At 36.4% G+C, this 20,562-nt stretch carries 18 protein-coding genes and 1 rRNA gene; 4 read left to right on the top strand and 15 right to left on the bottom strand.

Annotated elements, in window-relative coordinates:
- Positions 1–34: 34 nt before the first annotated feature.
- From BC781_RS19110 to BC781_RS19090, 5 genes are all read right to left on the bottom strand, one after another.
- A complete protein-coding gene (locus tag BC781_RS19110; RefSeq protein WP_109620861.1) occupies positions 35–4,012 on the bottom strand; it encodes an AAA domain-containing protein in 3,978 nt (1,325 codons plus the stop codon).
- Positions 4,013–4,104: 92 nt separating this feature from the next.
- The gene (locus BC781_RS19105) at positions 4,105–5,643 is read right to left on the bottom strand and encodes a YifB family Mg chelatase-like AAA ATPase (protein WP_109620859.1); all 1,539 of its coding nucleotides are present in this window, start codon (positions 5,641–5,643) and stop codon (positions 4,105–4,107) included.
- Between the two features lie 127 nt (positions 5,644–5,770).
- Entirely contained in the window at positions 5,771–6,574 is an 804-nt protein-coding gene (locus BC781_RS19100; RefSeq protein ID WP_109620857.1) for a DUF6048 family protein, read from the bottom strand.
- A 32-nt stretch (positions 6,575–6,606) separates the two neighbouring features.
- Positions 6,607–7,611, bottom strand: a complete 1,005-nt coding sequence (locus BC781_RS19095) for a hypothetical protein (protein WP_109620855.1) — start codon at positions 7,609–7,611, stop codon at positions 6,607–6,609.
- A 111-nt stretch (positions 7,612–7,722) separates the two neighbouring features.
- Positions 7,723–8,625 carry a MerR family transcriptional regulator gene (locus tag BC781_RS19090; RefSeq protein WP_109620853.1) on the bottom strand — a complete coding sequence of 301 codons (903 nt, stop codon included), beginning with the start codon at positions 8,623–8,625 and terminating at the stop codon, positions 7,723–7,725.
- Between the two features lie 215 nt (positions 8,626–8,840).
- Here BC781_RS19090 and BC781_RS19085 point away from each other — a divergent pair, with 215 nt between their 5' ends.
- A complete protein-coding gene (locus BC781_RS19085; protein WP_109620851.1) occupies positions 8,841–9,617 on the top strand; it encodes an alpha/beta hydrolase family protein in 777 nt (258 codons plus the stop codon).
- Positions 9,618–9,713: 96 nt separating this feature from the next.
- Positions 9,714–9,935 (top strand): hypothetical protein, encoded by a 222-nt coding sequence (locus BC781_RS19080; RefSeq protein ID WP_109620849.1) that lies wholly within the window; start codon positions 9,714–9,716, stop codon positions 9,933–9,935.
- Positions 9,936–9,992: 57 nt separating this feature from the next.
- Here the strand turns inward: BC781_RS19080 and BC781_RS19075 are convergent, their stop codons facing one another.
- The 5 genes from BC781_RS19075 to BC781_RS19055 form a co-directional block, all read right to left on the bottom strand.
- Positions 9,993–10,475, bottom strand: a complete 483-nt coding sequence (locus tag BC781_RS19075) for a YcxB family protein (protein WP_109620847.1) — start codon at positions 10,473–10,475, stop codon at positions 9,993–9,995.
- A gap of 120 nt (positions 10,476–10,595) precedes the next feature.
- Positions 10,596–11,456 carry a carboxylating nicotinate-nucleotide diphosphorylase gene (gene nadC, locus BC781_RS19070; protein WP_109620845.1) on the bottom strand — a complete coding sequence of 287 codons (861 nt, stop codon included), beginning with the start codon at positions 11,454–11,456 and terminating at the stop codon, positions 10,596–10,598.
- A 109-nt stretch (positions 11,457–11,565) separates the two neighbouring features.
- Positions 11,566–11,964, bottom strand: a complete 399-nt coding sequence (locus BC781_RS19065; protein WP_109620844.1) for a DUF4783 domain-containing protein — start codon at positions 11,962–11,964, stop codon at positions 11,566–11,568.
- A 28-nt stretch (positions 11,965–11,992) separates the two neighbouring features.
- Positions 11,993–12,601, bottom strand: coding sequence for a recombination mediator RecR (gene recR / locus BC781_RS19060; RefSeq protein ID WP_109620842.1), 609 nt, complete (start codon positions 12,599–12,601; stop codon positions 11,993–11,995).
- Between the two features lie 95 nt (positions 12,602–12,696).
- Complete coding sequence (locus BC781_RS19055) at positions 12,697–12,978, bottom strand: ATP-dependent Clp protease adaptor ClpS (RefSeq protein WP_394342341.1); 282 nt, start codon at positions 12,976–12,978, stop codon at positions 12,697–12,699.
- A gap of 396 nt (positions 12,979–13,374) precedes the next feature.
- Here BC781_RS19055 and BC781_RS19050 point away from each other — a divergent pair, with 396 nt between their 5' ends.
- The gene (locus BC781_RS19050; RefSeq protein WP_146201734.1) at positions 13,375–13,662 is read left to right on the top strand and encodes a hypothetical protein; all 288 of its coding nucleotides are present in this window, start codon (positions 13,375–13,377) and stop codon (positions 13,660–13,662) included.
- A 58-nt stretch (positions 13,663–13,720) separates the two neighbouring features.
- Positions 13,721–14,674: a tRNA epoxyqueuosine(34) reductase QueG gene (gene queG, locus BC781_RS19045; RefSeq protein WP_109620836.1), complete on the top strand. Its 954-nt coding sequence runs from the start codon at positions 13,721–13,723 to the stop codon at positions 14,672–14,674.
- A gap of 35 nt (positions 14,675–14,709) precedes the next feature.
- Here queG and BC781_RS19040 read toward each other — a convergent pair whose 3' ends face one another.
- The 5 genes from BC781_RS19040 to rrf form a co-directional block, all read right to left on the bottom strand.
- Positions 14,710–15,891, bottom strand: a complete 1,182-nt coding sequence (locus BC781_RS19040) for a tetratricopeptide repeat protein (protein ID WP_109620834.1) — start codon at positions 15,889–15,891, stop codon at positions 14,710–14,712.
- The gene (uvrB, locus tag BC781_RS19035) at positions 15,892–17,916 is read right to left on the bottom strand and encodes an excinuclease ABC subunit UvrB (protein WP_109620832.1); all 2,025 of its coding nucleotides are present in this window, start codon (positions 17,914–17,916) and stop codon (positions 15,892–15,894) included. It lies immediately after the preceding gene.
- Positions 17,917–18,188: 272 nt separating this feature from the next.
- On the bottom strand, positions 18,189–18,440 hold the full coding sequence (gene atpC / locus BC781_RS19030; protein WP_109620831.1) for an ATP synthase F1 subunit epsilon: 252 nt from the start codon (positions 18,438–18,440) through the stop codon (positions 18,189–18,191).
- A gap of 74 nt (positions 18,441–18,514) precedes the next feature.
- Positions 18,515–20,014 carry a F0F1 ATP synthase subunit beta gene (gene atpD / locus BC781_RS19025; protein WP_109620829.1) on the bottom strand — a complete coding sequence of 500 codons (1,500 nt, stop codon included), beginning with the start codon at positions 20,012–20,014 and terminating at the stop codon, positions 18,515–18,517.
- Between the two features lie 458 nt (positions 20,015–20,472).
- Positions 20,473–20,562: ribosomal RNA gene (gene rrf, locus BC781_RS19020) — 5S ribosomal RNA — on the bottom strand; the annotation flags it as partial.

Below are 20,562 nucleotides of genomic sequence, written 5' to 3'. Positions count from 1 at the left end.
AACACCTTATATAGATAAATAGAAGGGAAAAAAATTATTCAGAAAAGAATTTACTAAGTAATGATCGTTGATTGTCAGGATTAATCCATTGGTTTCTTGTATAGAACCTCTTACAAGACCAACCTTTTGTTTTTAACATATCTATCTGATATACATGGGCATCTTTGACTGAAATACTATCAAAGAATAAATTATCATCTGTCAAAATTACCTTATCTGACTCCAAATCATTGGGCACAAGATCAGCATAACTTAAACTTAAATCGAAAGATTTTCCTTCGAGTTCTTGTTGCAGTACATCTTTCAAACTCTTAGAATATCTTGTCGTATGATTCAGTTGAATATCATTCACTTTCAAGTTTCCATTGGCGATGTCATAAACATATTCTAAATATGCTTTTAATAGTTTTGGTCCTTCATGTTTTGTTTCGTCAACATGTAATTCATGCGGTAACAAACTACTTACCACACAAATCTTTTTACGAGCTCTTGTTATCGCTACGTTCAGACGGTTTTCTCCACCCAACCTGTTTAGGGTACCAAAATTAGCTTGAACAGTTCCTCTGGTATTCTTTGCATAGCCTATCGAGAATATGATGAAATCCCTTTCATCTCCCTGTACATTTTCAATATTTTTGATGAACAACTCAGTTGGCAATGCAATTTTAGCATCCTCCAATAAGTCTCTGATCAACTCTTGTTGCTGATAATTGAAAGTTACAACACCAATACTTTTTTCTCCTTCTTCAATTAGAGTTTTGACCTGTGATACAACTTCTTGAGCTTCTAAGAAATTGCGTTGCTTCTCCCAAATACCTTCAGAAAGATAGATATACGCTAAGGAAGTTTTTGTACTACTTTGCCTAGAAGGTACATACTGAAGCATATTGCTATAAAAGTATTTATTTGAGAATGCAATAAGATCAGCTGATTGACTTCTGTAATGTCCATTTAAATTGAACTGAGAAAGATACCTTGTTCCCAAATCGAGAAGCGATTCAACTTCTAGTTCAAAATCGACCTCTTCAGATTCATCCAATTCCTCCCATCGGCTTCTGTACAAATCAAATGGCTGCAGCTGCTGACTATCTCCTGCAATAACAACTTGTTTTCCTCTATAAATTGCAGGAATACCCTTCTCTGCATAGCATTGAGATGCTTCGTCAAAAATGACAAGGTCAAAATATTGTTCAAGTGGAAATAAAGCAGATACAGCTTCGGGGGATGCCAGCCAACACGGTATCAAATCTTGCAACTCGTGAGAGAAAGAAGATATCAGTTTTCGCAAAGGCCAAACATGACGTTTCTTATTGACTTGATGGTACAAATCTCGGTAAGTAACTCTGTTATTCAAGCGGTTAAACTGAACATCATTATACGTTCTTTCACGTGCATGAAGTAAAACGATATCCCCACAAAGTTTCTGTTTTTGGGCTGTAAGCTTTTGTAGCCTTTCTTCTAATTGTTCTATTTCACCACTCGATACAGCTCGTAGAATAGGGTATTTTGCTTCCAAATATTTAACCCAACTGAGATGAATGCTATTGTCAAAAAGAGTTACTGTTTTTTCAAGATGAAAGAAACCTAACTTATCTTCTAAAGCAGAAATCACTTCTTCTTCAAAATGATATAAATCTGCTTTCATTTTATCAAAAGCACAGAGCTTATCGAAGTCGCGTTGTAGAGCTTCAATAAAATCTTCAGCAGGCATTGCGCCCGTGAGAATCCGACTCATTTGGTTTTTACCTAGCCAATGCATCCAATGAGATTTCAGGTGAGGTATAGAACCTACCAACTCAAATGCTCGCTCTATTTTCTCTTTTATTTTAGAATAGCTGAGTTCATTGAGATCTAGAAACTGTAATGCTTTTCTCAACTCTCGGTATAATTCAAGCCCTCTTACAACCTCAATGTAATTATCGATGCACTTGGTTAATACTGACAGTTCAAATGTTTTAGGAATATCAAATGCTTCATGCAGTTTTCTGAGTTTACTAAGTATATGTTCTAAATTCATTCGATTATCGATTCTCTGCATCAACAATCGAATATCTTTTTCTGTAGCCTCTAGCTGATTTGCCTCAAGAAGTCTGTAAACAGCTTGCTTCTCTTTGGAGAACATCTTCCAACGCCAACGTCTATCCCAAGATTTAAAGATGTTCAACGTACTCTCTAAAATCTCTTGCCACTTCCCTAAATCTTCTTGTGGTAAGGTCGCCTCAACTCCTTCTTCTCCATAAGCTTTTTCTAGTCTGAATCGGATTTTTTCCAATTCTTGAACGGTTACTTTTGAAGCTGTCAGTTTACGGAATAATGCAAAATCTTGCGGATTTTCTAAAACAGCTAACCAACTCTCCACTTGGGGCTTTCTATCAGCCAACCAAACACAATCATCTAGATCAAACTCAACATTAAGCACGTCCTTCAACGCCCTTGAGAGTTGTTGCTGACGAGGTTTTATTTCGCGTACGATTTCAAGCAGTTTTATGTAATCTTCTGTATCAAAATCCTTAAAGGAAATTCGATCTTTCCAAGGGTAAAACTCTGCTTCTAGTACAATTGCATAATCTATATAGGTTGATAATTTTGTACGAAAATTCTCGTAATTTTTGAAGTGAAAGTGGTCAAATAGCCCATTTAAAATGATATGTCTTTTATAAGGATTTGATGATAAATAAAGCTCTTTTGGAGACTTTCCACATTCATTATCATTGAACAGAGCCTCTTTGAACTCCTGTAATTTCTCTACAATTTGATCAATTTCTCGACTAACCTTTAAAAACTCTCTTTCCAAAAAAATCGCATCCAAGCTATTATTCTCAAGCTGAAAATGTTCCAATTGGTCAATCTGATGCTTTACTTTCTCATAAGTCTGTTTCCTGTCATTCCGATGGTCAGAGATCATTGCAACAAAGTCACTTAACTGTTCTTGTGCCAGACGATCGTAAACAACATCAAGTGCCGCTTTCTTCTGACAAACAACCAATACGTTTTTCCCTTTCCCAATCGCATCGGCTACCATATTACAAATCAGTTGTGACTTTCCACTACCAGGAGGGCCTTGAACAACTAAAGAATGTCCACTTTTTACAGCTTTCAGAATTCGTTCTTGAGATGCATCAATAGCAAAAGGTGTGAATAATTCTTCTTCATTTTGAGCCTTTCGAACCATTGTTTCTCTGACTCCCGGACGGTTTCTTAACTCTTCGGCAGAAATAAAAAAGTCTTCTAGATCTCTAGTGTTTCCATCATCTAAAAGCTCTTCATAATCGGGCATCAAATAAGAATCTGCCTGAGGAAAAAGTCCTAATACAGCCTGTGGCTTTAAACGAACCTCTCCAAACTTGTAGATGAGGTCTATATCACTTTTCTTCTTATCGCTAAAAGTCTTTAAACGTGTTGATAAAATATCTTGAGAGAAATAAATAGATAAGCCCGATTCTTCAAGAAGTTGATAAAGTTCTGAAAGAAATAATTTGGGATCGGTTGGCATTCTGTCAAAGTCAAAATCAATTAAGTCTTTTTCCAATGGAACTTGATTGTAATGACTGTAAGCAAGTAGGAATGTCTTGTTGAAAGATATAGCTACATTCTCCCTTCTTTTGAGATACCACTTTCCATTTTCTATTTGCAACTGAACAGGGAAAAAGATAAATGGTGCACGAATAATTGTCCCATCTTTCAGTTTTCCTTCAACAAACAGAGCGCCCAAATAGAGATCTTTAGCTCCTCTTTCCTCATAAATCAATCGCTCAGTTCTATAGATACCTTTTAAAAGCTGACTCACTTTATTGGTATCTTCATCTCTGTTGTCAATCAACTCAGAGATTGCGAAGCGTTTATTACTTTTCAGAAGTTGTTCTATGATAAAAAACGAGGGTTTCCCCAACAGATGATCTAAAGCATGAATGTCTAGAAACTGCTTTTTGTAGAGTTTACCTAAAAAAATAGTACGATTTCGGCTGTTCAAATTTGTCAGCCGTTTCTGAAAAGTTTTTAAAACGTGCTCCACTATTATTTGGTTTATTGGGACTCAATAATTTAAAAAAATGAGCTTATCTCCGCTTTCAACCCCACAGGCAACACTTCTTCATCAAAAGAATTCTACTTGAAATAATCAGCTCTATCTAAACTTCTATATTGAATAGCTTCGGCTATATGCTCCGCCATAATTTGGTCTTTTCCTGCTAAATCTGCAATCGTACGAGCTACTTTTAGAATTCTAGCATAAGCTCTTGCTGAAAGCCCTAACTTTTCCATTGCAGACTTTAGTAATGCCTTACTCACTGTATCAATCTGACAATTTTCTTTCAAATCTTCAGCATCCATCATTGCGTTGGAATGAACTCCTGTAACCTCTTTAAAACGCTCTTTCTGACGTTCTCTTGCAGAAATTACTCGTTCTCGAATTTCTTCACTACTCTCATTTTTTCGGTCAGAAGTCATTTCATCAAATGACACAGGCGTGACTTCTACATGCAGATCAATACGATCCATTAAAGGGCCACTTACCTTATTCAAATAACGTTCAATAGTTGGAGGAGCACATACACATTCTTTTTCGGGATGATTCAAGTTCCCACACGGACACGGATTCATACTCGCTATCAGCATAAAATTAGCAGGGTAATCAACTGATACTTTCGCCCTTGAAATCGTCACCATTCTTTCTTCCAAAGGTTGACGCATGACCTCCAAAACAGTGCGTTTAAACTCTGGCAATTCATCCAAAAATAGTACCCCATTATGAGCCATCGAGATTTCTCCTGGCATCGGATTACCACCGCCACCAACGAGTGCTACATCAGAGATAGTATGATGAGGTGCTCTGAAAGGTCTTCTTGAAATAAGTGCCGCATCATCTCCTAATTTCCCCGCTACTGAATGAATCTTTGTGGTTTCCAAAGCTTCATAAAGATCTAGAGGTGGCAAAATACTTGGTAATCTTTTAGCTAACATCGTCTTACCTGCACCCGGAGGGCCAATCATAATCACATTATGTCCTCCTGCAGCAGCTATTTCCAATGCTCTTTTTATATTTTCTTGCCCTTGAACTGTAGCAAAATCTTCTGAGTAATCACCTTGTGTGTCAAAGAATAATTCTCTTGTATCAACCTTTAGTGGTGCGATCGTTTTGTTTCCTTCTACAAAGTCAATCGCATCCTGTAAACTACCTACAGGAATGACATCCAGCTCATTTACGATTGCTGCCTCATGTGCATTTTCTTTAGGTAAAATAAATCCTTTTAATCCCCTTTTTCGAGCTTCTATCGCAATGGGTAATACTCCTTTGACAGGTCTAAGTTTTCCATCTAGTGACAATTCTCCAAGAATGACATATTTGTCTAAATCTTCGGTATGAATCTGCCCAGATGCTTTTGCTACTCCTAGGGCTATCGGAAGGTCAAATGCAGCGCCTTCTTTTCTAATATCGGCAGGAGCTAAATTAACGACAACCTTCTGTCTAGGGATAATAAACCCCTCATGTTTTAAGGCTGACTCTACTCTATGAAAGCTTTCTTTAATTGCATTATCTGGTAGTCCAACCATATAAAACCCTGTGCCATTCAATACATTCACTTCTATGGTTATCATAGACGCATTGACACCCAAAACACTACTACCAAAAGTTTTCGCAATCATTAATCTCGAATTAGGACTGAAAAGTGGATTTGTACAAAAAATCTTACATAAGATAGAAAATCAACTTTGAATGAAAAATTGATCTTCAATAAAAGCAAAAAAGCAGAACCTAAGTCTGCTTTTTGTCTTACTTCTTCTCGGTATAAGTAACTTTAGGCTTACCTATAGGGATTCGATATGCGATATAACCATTGAGATTAATCTTGCTATCGTCCCCGTTGTAATAACCTATACCCGGAATATCATTTGGTGTCACATTCGGATTTTGTGGTTCATCCAAAAGTACCGCAAATCGGAGAGATGCTCCAATGTATAAATTATTTACGACCATAATTTTATAGCCGACTACCGCTTCAAACCATTTTACACTAAGGTTTTTATCTTCAAAAGTTCTGAATCCAGGAGGTTGTCCCCAAAAATCATTGCCTTCAGAAAATACCGTAGCAGACTGATCAAAACTTGACTGCGCATATCTAAAACCTAAAGTGACAGCATCATTAATTGACGACCTATGCAAGAAATTATAATCAAGACCTATTCTAAAATAATTCCCATTTGATGTGTAAGTAGCCTTACTTGGGTTTTGGATATCTCCAGGAAAAATAGTCTGTTCCGTATCTAAATCATCTCGGGTAACATCAGTGTTTCCATATTCTAAGCTCAAAAAGAAACGGTTTCTAAAAAGAAGTTCTCCGGCTATTTCAAAGGAAGTAAAACCCGATTTTAATACTGAAGTAGCTGGTCCAACAACTTCCGTTCCTAAACGAACCCCAAGAATTGGAACCTTTGGCCACTCTACTTTTATATCTACATGCTCATTATCTGTTAAAGTCTGTGGTTTACCCTTATCCCATTCAATTACTTCTTGAGCATTGACGACAAAATGAGAAAAGACTAAAAACAGAATGAGACTATATTTATTGAACTGCATAAACGCTAGGATATAAAATCAAAAAATACGGACTAATTGATAAATAACTTCACTTCTACCTCAGATGCATTTGTAAGCAAACGATCAGTAACCACTTCTATACGCGAAAAGAATGCACCATCTAAATCAGCTTCAATTTCTGGTTCAAACCTAAAAATAGGGTCACCATCTTCATCTTCTCCATCTGGTATAATATTTAGGTAACGTATTTTACTTATGCCATCTATTACCGTAGCCTCTGTCTCATTATCATCAATTACATCAATCATAAATGTATTCTGAGCATATGAAATATTAATCACTTGCTCTTCACCTGATCTAGAAAATGTGATGGTTTCGCCAGAAGCATCTGTAACAAGATCTAGAAATACTTCCGAATTGCCCGATCTACTAAGTTCTTTATTTGCATTACTTGCAAAAATACTTTCAAATGATTGATCGACAGCTTCTCCAGTAGTACTATCAAAGAAGCCAATATTTAATCTTTTATTACTCGTTGCTACACCTGTAGTCGTTACAAATACAGCGATGTTAGGATCAACTATATTATTCTGAAGACCACTCATCAATACAACAGAAGAATCCAGTGAACTCTCAGTGTCGTAGTCAATTGTAGAAGACTGAACCTTTTCGCCTTCTTCTGTCAGAAAAGAAAACCTTAATTTATTGATTTGCTCAAATGCAGTACATTCTGGACCTTGAACTATCAGTTGCTGATTGTAGACAATCGGAAGACTATCCACGCCATTGGCTCCTGCCACTTCTATTATAAAACTACTGATGGTATCCTCTGGGTTGAGAGGTAAAAAGTAAGCTCCAGCTGTAGCATTATAAGAAACTTCACGCCCATCTTCAGTACGGATACTCTCTACTTGTATATCAAGAGCTGGGATAGTAGTATCATCCATATCTTCTCCTGCATCTACAAATTTCAATAGGGCTTCATTTCCAGGAAAGCTCACAGGGTCACACTCTACACAAGCTCCAAAGAAAAGAATAAAATAAATACTGCTTGTAACTCGAAAAAAACGCTTCATCAAATAATATTTTTCTTGCCTTCTCAAAGCATCAAACCATCCTACAAAGACAGTTTATAAGATTCCCGAAATTACATAATAATAAATTATTGCAGTGCTTATTGGCTTATTTTAAGAGTTATTCGAATGAAAATTTTCTAAGATCTCAGTGAATGTATCAAAATTAGGAATGATCTGGAAGTTTGAAGGAAGGTCTAACTCTAAACCTAATACTTGAGAACCAGATAACAATACAGGTATTTCAGTATAAGTTTCCTTGAGCATATTGATGTATTTCTTAACACACTCAATTTTTGGAATTGAAGTAAGAGCGGTCAAAATCATATCAGGATTCACCAAATCAACCACCGACTTCAAGTCATCGTCTGGTAAATTTTGTCCGAAGTAAAATCCTCTATGTCCTCTAGAACGCACTAAATAATAGGCAAATAAAAGTGTTAGCTCATGCATTTCACCTTCTGGCAAATACAATAATACTCTTTTGTGCGATTCTGAATAATCAGGACACTGACCATCAATAGCCACTAAAAGTTTTTGCCTGATCAGATTAGTAATAAAATGTTCTTGAGCAGGCGAGATTGAACCTGTTTGCCAAAGACAACCAATACGCACCAAGAATGGAATAATTACTTGCTGCATTGTAGCCTCAAAACCAAGGTGCAAAATGCTTGTTGACACGACCTTTTCAAAACGATCCTCATTCAAGTCCACCATCGCAATTGTCAAACTGCTGATTTGATCTTCTTGCGAGTCTCCTCTCTGAGAGTTCATCGTTTCGAAAACAGTACGTGAAACCTCTTCTTTGCTCATCTTGGCTATCTTAGATATCTTATAACCGTGATTATTTAGCAAAGAAATGTTCAACATATGTTTCAAATCATCCGAATCATAGTATCGGATATTTGTATCTGTTCTTTTTGGAGATATGATGTCATATCTTTGTTCCCAAATTCTTATTGTATGGGCTCTAACGCCCGTGAGATACTCTAGATCTCGAATAGAATATGTACTCATAGCTGCAATTGGTTTTCCCTCTTTTTGTATTAAAAAGATTTCATTGAGAGAGTTCCTATTGGCGAAATTCTATTGAAACACCTTTACAGAAGCATATATTTAAAATGATATACTATAAAGAATCTGTTAAATTCGCTTAAGTGCAATAAGCAGTAGCTCCCTTGTGATTACTTCTTTCCAACTCAGTGACACGCAAAATTGTTTGAAGAATCTATATGCATAACCAAGAAACGCATTTACGAAGAGACTTATTTTGCCATATTTACGGCAAAGGTGAACACCATGTATGGTGCTTTCATGGTTTTGGTCAAGACCACAGAGTCTTCAAAAATTTAGCTAAGAAATATCCAAACAAAAGCTTTCATTGTTTTGACCTCGCATATCATGGAGGCAACTTGAAACCTTATTCCCAAGAAGAATGGCTTCAACAGATCTTACAGTATTGGGTAAGCTTAGAAAGCCCTTCTCTCGAATTGATTGCTTTCTCAATCGGGGCAAGACCTTGCCTTAAAATTTTAAGCTTACGAATTTTAAATATACAAAAAGTCACCCTTATAGCCCCAGATGGCATAAGAAATCATGTGTTATTCTCTTTTTTAGCTGGTAATAAATCTGGTAAATACCTATTTGATTATTTCATCAACTCTAGTTTACTACAGAATCTATTTCAACAGACTGTAAAACATTTATTCTTTTTAGATAAAAACACTCGTAAACTTGGACTTGAAATTGGCTCTAACATCAATCATTTAAAAAAAGTACAATCAACTTGGTTGTATTATTTTGATTTTCGCATAGATAACATATCCTTGTCTGAATATATAAATTCAAATGGCATAGAGGTTCAATTCATTTTAGGGAAACAGGACAAAATCATTTCTAAACGATCAATTTCACCACTTTTTAATCTATTAAACAGTAAAAAAATTGAATTATTCCAATGTAATCATTGGAATCTGCTCCCTTTTTGGATTAGAAAGCATAATATTTAATATATTAAAGGAATCTAAATTGATCGTATTAATGTAGACAGTCCATCTTATTGGACTATTCTTTGTTTTAGTTTCTTAAACTTTAAAACCTTAAGCATGAATAATTTGCGATTAGTTGCCAGATATTTCGCAGGTGAATGTACCATAGAGGAACGTTCTGCCTTAGAAGGTTGGGCTACAAAAAGTAAAGCAAATGCAGAGGTTTTTGACACTTATCGAAGGATTTGGGAGGCGTCAGGAAGAAAAGGTCAATTTCCGTCTAACATTGATTTTACCACTGGCAAAAAGCATAATGATAGCCCGCCAGCTACTACATAAAAAAACTTCTGAAGTTCATTTACTCCAGAAGTTTTTTTATACCTTTTCAGTACTTAATTATGCCGCTAGAAAATTCTTTCTTTTCAAAATAGCTTCCATGAATCTGATGTCATTCTCATTCTTGAAAACTCTGAATGGCAAATGGATAAACTGAACTCTACTCATATAAAGTACAAAAGCATCTTTTCTCTTCTCTACTTTTGTAATTTTATCCCAGCCCATTGGCATTCCTTGTTTTGCATTTAGCTTCATCATAATTTGACGACTGTCAATTTCGTAAGCTAGCTTTTCAAATAACACCTTATTCTGTTCCATTTGCGTCATTCCAGTAAACTGAATCCACCAGAACAATACATAAAGAATACTCAAAGTCAATGCAATTCCGATACACCATCCTAAAGCACCTTCTACGAAGATAGGAATAAGCATAATTGCGACAGGAATAAACCACACCCACCACGTTTGTTTGAGAATACTCTCCATTCCCAACTTCACGAATGTTTGTGTTTCCAGCTGATATTTTTTAGTCTTAATAATCATCTTAAAACAATCCTATACTAAATGTCAATACGTTTTTCGTAATCAAAACACAAATTAAAGCAATCTGAATGACTTTTGTGATCCTTGATTATTAAAATCTCTTCTTAGAAAGATGATTTTTTATTTTACCGCTTTTAAACTGATATCCAATATACCACTTGAGTGCGTAAGTGCTCCTAATGAAATAAAATCGACTCCGCATTCAGCTACAGATCTTACCTTATCAATAGTAATTCCTCCAGAGGCTTCAGTACGACATTTTCCATCAATCATCTGAACAGCAGTCTTCATGGTATCATAGTCCATGTTATCAAGCATGATTACATCTACTCCTCCTACTTCCAAAGCTTCTTTTACTTCATCTAAATCTCTAGTTTCTACTTCTATTTCAAGATCTAGATTATTTTCCTTCAAGTAAGCTTGAGTTTGTTGAACTGCTTTTGTGATACTTCCGCTATAATCAATATGATTATCTTTAAGCATGACCATATCGAACAATCCATATCGATGATTATTCCCTCCACCAATTTTCACAGCCCACTTTTCCATCATTCGGAAATTAGGTGTTGTTTTTCTGGTATCAAGAATTTGTGTCTTTGTTCCTTCTAATAAGTCTACAATTTTGCGTGTATGCGTAGCAATTCCACTCATACGTTGCATACAGTTCAAGACAAGTCTTTCTGCTATTAGGATAGAACGTGCTGAGCCTTCGATATTCATCACCACATCTCCTTTCTTCACAAGATCACCATCTTTAAAATGTATCTCGACTTTTAAGTTTGGGTCTACCTGTTCAAAAATGTATTGCCCCATTTCTAAACCAGCAATAACTCCCTCATCCTTCATCAAGATCTGCCCTTTGTCTTTAGCATCTGCTGGTACAGAGGCTAAAGTCGAATGATCTCCTGATTGTATATCTTCTTCTAAAGCACTTTTAATAAAGGCTTCAATGGCTTCTTTCGTTAAGTAATCGTATTTCACAACCTAAATTTTTAAACAGAAAAAAAGTCTCCAAATGATATGACTGCAAAAATAGAGGTTCTTTTTTGCTACCAAAAGAGACTGAATTAAAAAAGGTGATCTTTTAAGATCACCCTTCTTCTTTGAAATCTAATGTATCTATCTTTCCATCTTTGATCAATACATAGACTCGAAAACTACCTTTATCAGATTTATATCTTCCGATGGTGTAAGCTTGTACACTACTATCATTTCCTTTATGAAGATATTGGAATGATGATGGAGGATAATTTTTGAAGAAATTATTTAAGATCGCTTCAGCTCCTTTCTGATCGTACTCTCCTTTCTGATTCTTTATATTAATTTTTACTTTAGATGCCATCAATGATGTAATTGAAGATGCATCGTGCGCTTTCATTGCTTTCCCCACTTGATCAACCACACTAGTTTGCGCAAGAGTAATACCTATACTCATAAAGAATACCAAGAAAAAGGAATATAAAGACTTATAATTGAATATCTGCTCCATATGATTTTTTGGTGTTAGTCAAACATAGTTATTGCGTTTGATATGTTACTCTGCTTAGTATGCTTCGTCCAAGAGTTACCTCATCGGTGTGTTCCAAGTCACTACCAACTGGGATTCCTCTCGCAATAGTTGAAACTTTAACGCCTAAGATACTCAACTTTTGTGTAATATAAAAAGCAGTCGTATCTGCTTCCATTGAAGCACTTAGCGCCAATATTATTTCTGATGTTTTTTCTTCTTTTACACGTTCGATGAGATGATCTAAGTTTAGGTCTGTAGGCCCAATTCCTTCAATTGGAGAAATGACACCTCCTAAAACATGATATAGTCCATTGTAAGACGATGTGTTTTCAATTGCCATCACATCAGTAATACTTTCAACCACACAAATCACTTGTTCGTCTCGCCCTTTATTGCTACAAATAGAACAAAGTTCTTGATCTGATACATTGTGACACCTCACACAATACTTTATTTCCTCTCTAAGTTTTACTAGAGCAGAAGCAAGATCAGCAGTAGTATCTTTCTCCTCACGAAGTAAGAAAAGAACTAATCTTAAAGCCGTTTTCTTCCCTATCCCAGGTAATTTGGCCACCTCCATTACGGCATCTTCTACAAGTTTAGAAGGAAAGTTCATTTGTATTGTTTTACGTTTATTTAAAAATACAATACCGTATCTGTCTCAGTTTTTAAGTCAAATACGGCAATTATTATAATTTGAAATTCAAATCTTTACAAAACCTCAGCAGAAATACCTCGGTCACAGATCGCATTTCTCATTGGAGCCAATTCATCGAATGTTCCATTTTTCACAGCACATTTTCCTTTATAATGGATTATCAATGTGCATTGTTCTGCCTGATGAGAAGTATGATTACAAATGTCTACAAGAGCACTGATCACATGCTCAAAAGTATTAACATCATCATTATATACAATCAACTCTCGGTTGAGCGAAGAATCAATCTCGGTCTCATCTAGTTCTAGAACTTCAATTTCTTCTTGGGTGCTCATGATCATAATTCTTGCTATTATATTTCCAGAAATTACCTATTCTCTTCTTCGTAACATTTTATAAGTCCGATTCGGTACAAAAACACTTTGGAACTTACACAACATTAACAATTTTAAAATTACCCAATCCCTATACTTGGAACAAGTTTTCTTTTTATTCTTTAGAAAAAGATTAGTTTTATTATGTAATTGCTACTTTTACCTCCCTAATATTCCTAAATGAGCTTGGGCGAAGCACTACTATGAACAGTTGAACAGTCTTAATAATTCACTTTCAATGTACTTCTAAGATTCTAAAAAAGAATCTTACACAGGCATATTAAACGTATAGAGTGTAATTTTGTTTAAAGGTTGTTTTATCAAGACAACTACCTCTCAGATAAAGACAAACAAGCAATGTTAAGGAAAAAGTTATTTTGGTTTTTGGGTTTAGAAAGTATTTTCCTCTTTGGGCTACTTGCATATTCTTATATTGCGGATTCAGCTAGTTTTTATCAGCAAGAAAAAGTGATTAGCCAACATTACCTACTTACCGACTTTTGCCTAACTACTGAGTCTCGACATACCCGTCATCTTTCAATGCCCGAAACGATAGCACCTTTTCAAGACCTTCCTGGGTTTCATGACCATTTCCCTTCATCTTCATTTTTTCAAGCACCAAAATGGTTATCAACCGCTAAGTAAGACTTCTAATCCCAATTACATTTCGTAATTTTGTGATTGTTTTGAAGGGAATTAGACAATGAATCATCAGCTTAGAAAAAGAACAGAATGGATAAAACACAAAGCCAACGAATTAGGCTTTGACTTTTGTGGTATTGCAAAAGCTGACTTTTTAGAAGAAGAAGCTCAAGGTTTGGAAAAATGGTTGACGCAAGGAATGCATGGCAAAATGAGCTACATGGAAAACCATTTCGATAAACGTCTTGATCCTAGAAAACTTGTTCCCGGAGCCAAGTCTGTTGTAATGCTAATGCTCAACTATTATCCTGAAAAAGACCTTGCTCAAGAAAACGAACTTAAGATTGCTAAATACGCCTACGGCAAGGATTACCACTTTATTATAAAAGATAAACTCAAAACTTTCGTAGACGACATTCAAGCCGAAATAGGTGAAGTTGACGGAAGAGTTTTTGTAGACTCAGCACCCGTAATGGAGCGTGCTTGGGCACAAAAAAGTGGATTGGGATGGATTGGAAAAAACAGTCTGCTGCTCAGTAAACAAAATGGGAGTTTCTACTTTTTAGCTGAACTTATTCTTGATCTAGAATTAGAAGCAGATACTCCATTTACCAAAGATTTCTGCGGAAGATGTACACGATGTATTGATGCATGTCCTACTGATGCAATTGTAAAAGAAGGTGTGGTTGATGGAAGTAAATGTCTTTCCTACCTGACTATTGAGTTAAAAGATAATATACCATCAGAATTTAAAGGAAAAACAGACAATTGGATTTTTGGCTGCGATACTTGTCAAGATGTTTGTCCTTGGAATCGTTTCTCAAAGCCACATTCTACATCCGAATTTCTGCCCCATGAACAGCTTTCACAAATGAAAAAAGAAGATTGGCAAGAAATCACAAGAGAGGTATTCAATGAGATTTTTAGAAAGTCTGCTGTAAAAAGAACAAAATTAGAAGGCCTGGAGAGAAACATCCGTTTTTCTTTAAGTCCTAAAGAAGAAAATCTCGATTGATTCAAGAACGATCAATCGAGATTTTCATTTTTCTATTATTCCTCTTCTGTAACTACTTGAGTTGCTTGTTGAGCTTTCTGAATAGAATCTTGCTTTGCTTTCTGCCTTGCCCTATACCTCACCAAAGCTTCAGGATTATCTCTAAAATAATTCCTTCTACTTACTTTTTTATCAATTCTACGAACGGCCATCTGAATTGAGCTATCTAATGTATCACGCTTAGCTGCTTTTATAAATAAAGATTGAGCACTATCAATATTGGCTTTGTAGAATTCTTGAATGACTCCCAATTTAAAATAAGGTAAGGCTTTCTCAGGATTGGTTTTAATGGCATTTGCATAAATTTCTGCAGCTACTTCCATATCCCTTCTCTGATAATAATATTCGCCTAATTTTTCTTGGGCATCCCATTGTCCTGGATTAAGCTTTAAAACTTTGCCATACCAAACATTGGCACTATCCCTCCTCCCAATCATTTCCAACGCTTTTGCAGTCTGAAGACAGATAACTTCGGAATTATTCCTTGTTTGCTCATCTAGGTTTTCCAATAAACTTAACGATTTATATGGTTGCCTGAGGCTATTATAGGTCAACTGCATATTTCCGTAAGCTTGAGCTTCCAATGACTTAAATTGTGCAGCTCTTCTAAACATCGGCATTGCTTGAGTAGTATCGTTCTGTTCTTGATAAATCAGCCCAAGGTATAAATAAGTAACACTATCGTTGTCATGAAGAATATCTGATTGCTTCAGAAATGTCAATGCTAGTTCGTGATTTCCTTCTTCATAAGTACCCACTCCCTCAATTGTAAAATTATCGGGGTGACGATAACCAAATGCTTCTGATTTTTGAATGGCCTCAAAGGCCTTTTTATATAAACCTTTCTGATACTGTAATTTCCCTAGTACGAAATAGAATTTCCCTTCATTCGGCGATTTATCAATTGCCTTCTGGATATCTTCCATTGAACGTTGATATTGCTCTTGAGCTAAAAAAATTCTCGCTCGTTGATAATAGTTCTGAGCTGTTCGATCTCCTTGCTCATCAAGTAAACTATTCAAATAAGCTAGAGAACGCTCATCTTGATTTTCTAAACTTAACTCACCTAGAGTCTCGTCAAGAACTACTTTCTCACTTTGATTAATATCATTCTGACACGAGGAGAACAATAGCAAAAGAGTAATGCTCCACAATGTTAATTTACCTATCGCTCTCATCTATTTACTAGCTTGTTTCTTCTTCAGTTTTTCCAATTCAAACATCTCGTCTCTCAAACGAGCGGCTTCCATAAAGTCTAAATCTTTTGCAGCCTTCTCCATTTTCTTCTTTGTCTGCTGAATTAATTTATCCAACTGATCTAAATTCATATAAGCTACTACAGGATCTGCAGCAACCGTTGGAGTTGGCTCTTCATAGTAAGTACTTTCTTTCGATGTTGTACTTTCAGCAGGACTTTGATCTAGCATATCGATATTCTTCTTCACAGTTTTTGGGGTAATACCATGTTCTTCATTATATGCCATCTGAATCTTACGACGTCGATTAGTCTCACTAATTGCCTTATCCATTGACTTCGTAATTTTATCAGCATACATGATTACCCTTCCTTCTGAGTTACGAGCAGCACGACCAATTGTTTGTACCAATGATCTCTCATTTCGAAGGAAACCTTCCTTATCGGCATCCATAATTGCCACTAAAGAAACTTCTGGTAAATCAAGTCCCTCTCTCAAAAGATTGACTCCGACCAATACATCAAAAAGTCCCAATCGAAGATCTCTCAATATCTCAACACGCTCCAAAGATTTGATTTCGGAGTGAATATATCTCGCTTTTACATTCACTCGTTCAAAGTATTTCGTTAACTCTTCTGCCATTCTTTTGGTCAAGGTCGTTATCAATACTCTTTCTCCTTTCTCAATCGTCAGATTAATTTCTTCCATCAAATCATCAATCTGATTGAGCGTAGGACGAACTTGAATTTCTGGATCAAGTAATCCTGTCGGACGAATTACTTGCTCTACTACTACACCTTCTGTTTTCTGAAGTTCATAATCACTTGGTGTAGCACTCACAAAAACAGTCTGATTTACTAAGCTTTCAAATTCATTAAAAGTAAGCGGTCGGTTATCCAATGCTGATGGCAAACGGAATCCATAATCAACCAAAGATACTTTTCGTGAACGGTCACCTCCCCACATTGCTCTGATTTGTGGTAAAGTCACGTGACTCTCATCAATCATCAAAATGAAATCATCCGCAAAATAGTCGAGCAAACAGAAAGGGCGCTGTCCAGGCTTTCTTCGGTCAAAGTACCTTGAATAATTCTCTACTCCCGAACAGTAACCTAGTTCACGCATCATTTCTAAATCGAACTCTGTACGTTCTTTGATTCGCTTTGCTTCAGCCATTCTATTTTCTGATTCAAAGAATTTAATCTGTTCAACCAAATCATCTTGAATCTCATAGATTGACTGTTGTAAAGTATCTTTTCCTGTTACGAAAAGGTTTGCAGGAAAAATTGTAATTGCTTTTTCATCAGAAATTTTCTTTCCTGTTTCAGGCTCAATTCGTTGAATTCGTTCAATCTCATCTCCCCAGAAATAGATACGGTAAGCAAAATCTGCATAGGCAGGATAAACATCTACTGTATCTCCTTTCACTCTAAAATTCCCTCGTTTGAACTCAGCATCTGTTCTTGCATAAAGGATGTCCACCAAACCAAAGAGCATTTGATTTCGAGTGATGATATCTCCTTCCTTTATTTTCAATACATTTTTCCCGAACTCATCTGGGTTTCCGATACCATAAATACAAGAAACCGAGGCTACCACAATTACATCTCGTCTTCCTGTAAGTAACGCAGAAGTAGCTGCCAATCGAAGCTTCTCAATTTCTTCATTGATCGAAAGATCTTTCTCTATATAAGTATTCGTTGTTGAAATGTAAGCTTCGGGCTGATAATAGTCGTAATATGAAATGAAGTATTCAACAGCATTATTTGGAAAAAACTGTTTGAACTCACTGTAAAGCTGTGCCGCCAAAGTTTTGTTATGACTCAAAACAAGTGTAGGACGTTGCACCTCCTGAATCACATTTGCCATTGTAAATGTCTTTCCAGAACCTGTAACCCCTAACAAAACTTGAGATTCCTCTCCGTCTTCAATTCCTTTAGCTAAAGTCTCGATGGCTTTCGGCTGATCACCCATCGGTTTAAACTTTGCATCTAGTTCAAACTTCATATCAATTACAACTTTTCAGTACTTCTGCTTTCAATTATGAATTTGGAAATGCGCATTCTACAAAATCATATTACCTTCTGCAAATCTACATCTAAAAATTAGAAGAGATAAGTATTCACACATTTCTCAATATTTTTCTACTTATTATCAAAACAACACAGAAGAGAGGTTATCTTGTTTTCCTTTAAAATAAAAAAGCGATACAGGACTTCTCCTATATCGCTTTTTATATAAAATACTTTTGCCTCCCATTTTAGGAAGAAAAAGATTTATTACTCATTGATGATAGATTCTGCTAAAACAACAATTTTGTTGTCCAACACTTCTACCGTACCAGCATCGATGGTAAAGACCTGATCTCCTTTGGCCTTTGAAAGGATGCGTACTTCACCTTTTACCAAAGTACTTACTACTGCAGCGTGATTGTGAAGGATCTCGAAAGTACCTCTTGAACCAGGAACCTTTACAGATTCTACCTCGCCGTCGAAAGCTTTAGTATCCGGAGTTAGCAATTCTAAATGCATAATGATCAGATTTTAAAGGCAAAAGAATAGGAAAAGAGTTTACTACTCTTTCCCTAGTCTTATATTGTTTTGTCTTATTTTGCTTCAGCAAGCATTTTCTCACCTTTCTCGATAGCTTCCTCAATTGCTCCTACGAACAAGAAAGCACCTTCTGGCAAGTGATCAAGTTCACCGTCAAGGATCATTTTAAATCCTTTGATAGTGTCTTTGATATCACACAATACACCTGGCATACCGTTAAACTGCTCTGCTACGTGGAATGGTTGAGACAAGTATCTCTCCACACGACGAGCACGGTGTACTACGTTTTTATCTTCTTCTGAAAGTTCATCCATACCCAAAATTGCAATGATATCAAGCAATTCGTTGTAACGTTGGATGATCTCTTTTACTCTTTGTGCAACATCGTAGTGTTCTTGACCTACGATATCTGGAGTAAGGATACGAGAAGTTGAATCCAATGGATCTACCGCAGGGTAAATACCTTTTGCAGTAATCTTACGACTCAATACTGTCTTAGCATCCAAGTGGGCGAAAGTTGTTGCCGGAGCAGGGTCAGTCAAGTCATCGGCAGGTACGTATACCGCTTGTACCGATGTAATAGAACCTCTCTTTGTAGAAGTAATGCGCTCTTGCATTGCACCCATTTCAGTAGCAAGCGTTGGTTGGTAACCTACCGCTGAAGGCATACGACCTAGAAGGGCTGATACCTCAGAACCTGCTTGAGTAAAACGGAAGATGTTATCTACGAAGAAAAGGATATCACGACCTTGTCCTTCACCATCACCATCACGGAAGTATTCCGCTAGAGTAAGACCAGTAAGTGCTACACGCGCACGAGCACCTGGAGGTTCGTTCATCTGACCGAATACCATTGTACACTGAGATTCTTTCAATTTCTCATTGTCAATTTTATCCAATTCCCACTTACCTTCTTCCATGCTCTCCATGAACTCATCACCATACTTGATGATACCAGACTCAAGCATCTCTCTCAAAAGGTCATTACCTTCACGAGTTCTTTCACCTACACCGGCGAATACAGAGATACCAGAATAAGCCTTAGCGATGTTGTTGATCAATTCCTGAATCAATACAGTTTTACCAACACCAGCACCACCAAATAGACCTACCTTACCACCTTTAGGATAAGGAGCCAACAAGTCAATTACTTTGATACCAATATTAAGGATCTCAGTAGAGTTTGAAAGCTGGTCAAAGCTTGGAGCAGGTCTGTGAATCGGTAAAGTGACCTCCGACTTAGGAGTTTCTAACCCATCAATAGACTCACCTACTACGTTGAAAAGACGTCCTCTAACCTCGTCTCCCGTAGGGACAGAAATTGGTGCGCCGTGGTCTAATACATCCACTCCTCTTTTCAACCCTTCAGTACCTTGCATTGCAACCGTACGCACTCTTGATTCACCTAAGTGCTGTTGTACCTCAAGGATCACTTCAGTACCGTCTGTTTTCTTAACAGACAAAGCGTTATAGATGGCAGGCAGTTGGCCTCCTTCGAAGCTCACGTCAACTACCGGTCCGATAACCTGAGTAATCTTACCAAGATTTGACATTCTAATATAGTTTGTTTCAATATGAACTTACTTTCTCCTTTGCCTTATAAAGTATTAGAATATCATTCAAATTTTATAAGACAAAAAATGGAACTATTCTGAATGATTTAAATCACATTCAGGGATTCCAAGTGCAAAACTATAGATATATGTGTTTAATCCAAAAGACTTGCTAATAAAGTTAAACGCTTAAGTGTAATTTTTCATCTTTTAGGAAAAATTGTTCCTAAAAGTAGATTTCAGTGCTTATTTATCTAAGTATTGAGCTAAAAAGTAATCGAATTACTTTATCTAACCTGTTGATCTAAAGTAATGATAAAGCTAAAAAAACATGACTTATAGTTTAATAAGAAAACTAAAAGATCAGGTATATATAAAACAAAAAAGCTCAGCTAACATCTTGTGTCAACTGAGCTTTTGTTTATAGCTTTCGCTTGTAGCATTTGCTATTTGAATAAGGTTGGCAATGACCTACTCTCCCACCTGTTACGGCAGTACCATCGGCGCGGTAGGGCTTAACTGCTCTGTGCGGAATGGGAAGAGGTGAA

Origin of the sequence: Sediminitomix flava (genome assembly GCF_003149185.1) — a bacterium.
In the GTDB taxonomy this organism is placed as follows: domain Bacteria; phylum Bacteroidota; class Bacteroidia; order Cytophagales; family Flammeovirgaceae; genus Sediminitomix; species Sediminitomix flava.
This window is presented reverse-complemented; position numbering and strand designations above follow the sequence as displayed.

What these genes read in the sequence shown, in the direction of transcription:
- BC781_RS19055 (WP_394342341.1), bottom strand. Translation starts at nt 12,978, where the DNA reads ATGAGCACCCAAGAAGAAATTGAAGTTCTAGAACTAGATGAGACCGAG.
- BC781_RS19040 (WP_109620834.1), bottom strand. Translation starts at nt 15,891, where the DNA reads ATGAGAGCGATAGGTAAATTAACATTGTGGAGCATTACTCTTTTGCTA.
- BC781_RS19080 (WP_109620849.1), top strand. Translation starts at nt 9,714, where the DNA reads ATGAATAATTTGCGATTAGTTGCCAGATATTTCGCAGGTGAATGTACC.
- BC781_RS19065 (WP_109620844.1), bottom strand. Translation starts at nt 11,964, where the DNA reads ATGGAGCAGATATTCAATTATAAGTCTTTATATTCCTTTTTCTTGGTA.
- BC781_RS19075 (WP_109620847.1), bottom strand. Translation starts at nt 10,475, where the DNA reads ATGATTATTAAGACTAAAAAATATCAGCTGGAAACACAAACATTCGTG.
- atpC (WP_109620831.1), bottom strand. Translation starts at nt 18,440, where the DNA reads ATGCATTTAGAATTGCTAACTCCGGATACTAAAGCTTTCGACGGCGAG.
- BC781_RS19085 (WP_109620851.1), top strand. Translation starts at nt 8,841, where the DNA reads ATGCATAACCAAGAAACGCATTTACGAAGAGACTTATTTTGCCATATT.
- BC781_RS19090 (WP_109620853.1), bottom strand. Translation starts at nt 8,625, where the DNA reads ATGAGTACATATTCTATTCGAGATCTAGAGTATCTCACGGGCGTTAGA.
- recR (WP_109620842.1), bottom strand. Translation starts at nt 12,601, where the DNA reads ATGAACTTTCCTTCTAAACTTGTAGAAGATGCCGTAATGGAGGTGGCC.
- queG (WP_109620836.1), top strand. Translation starts at nt 13,721, where the DNA reads ATGAATCATCAGCTTAGAAAAAGAACAGAATGGATAAAACACAAAGCC.
- BC781_RS19100 (WP_109620857.1), bottom strand. Translation starts at nt 6,574, where the DNA reads ATGCAGTTCAATAAATATAGTCTCATTCTGTTTTTAGTCTTTTCTCAT.
- atpD (WP_109620829.1), bottom strand. Translation starts at nt 20,014, where the DNA reads ATGTCAAATCTTGGTAAGATTACTCAGGTTATCGGACCGGTAGTTGAC.
- BC781_RS19095 (WP_109620855.1), bottom strand. Translation starts at nt 7,611, where the DNA reads ATGAAGCGTTTTTTTCGAGTTACAAGCAGTATTTATTTTATTCTTTTC.
- BC781_RS19050 (WP_146201734.1), top strand. Translation starts at nt 13,375, where the DNA reads ATGTTAAGGAAAAAGTTATTTTGGTTTTTGGGTTTAGAAAGTATTTTC.
- BC781_RS19105 (WP_109620859.1), bottom strand. Translation starts at nt 5,643, where the DNA reads ATGATTGCGAAAACTTTTGGTAGTAGTGTTTTGGGTGTCAATGCGTCT.
- uvrB (WP_109620832.1), bottom strand. Translation starts at nt 17,916, where the DNA reads ATGAAGTTTGAACTAGATGCAAAGTTTAAACCGATGGGTGATCAGCCG.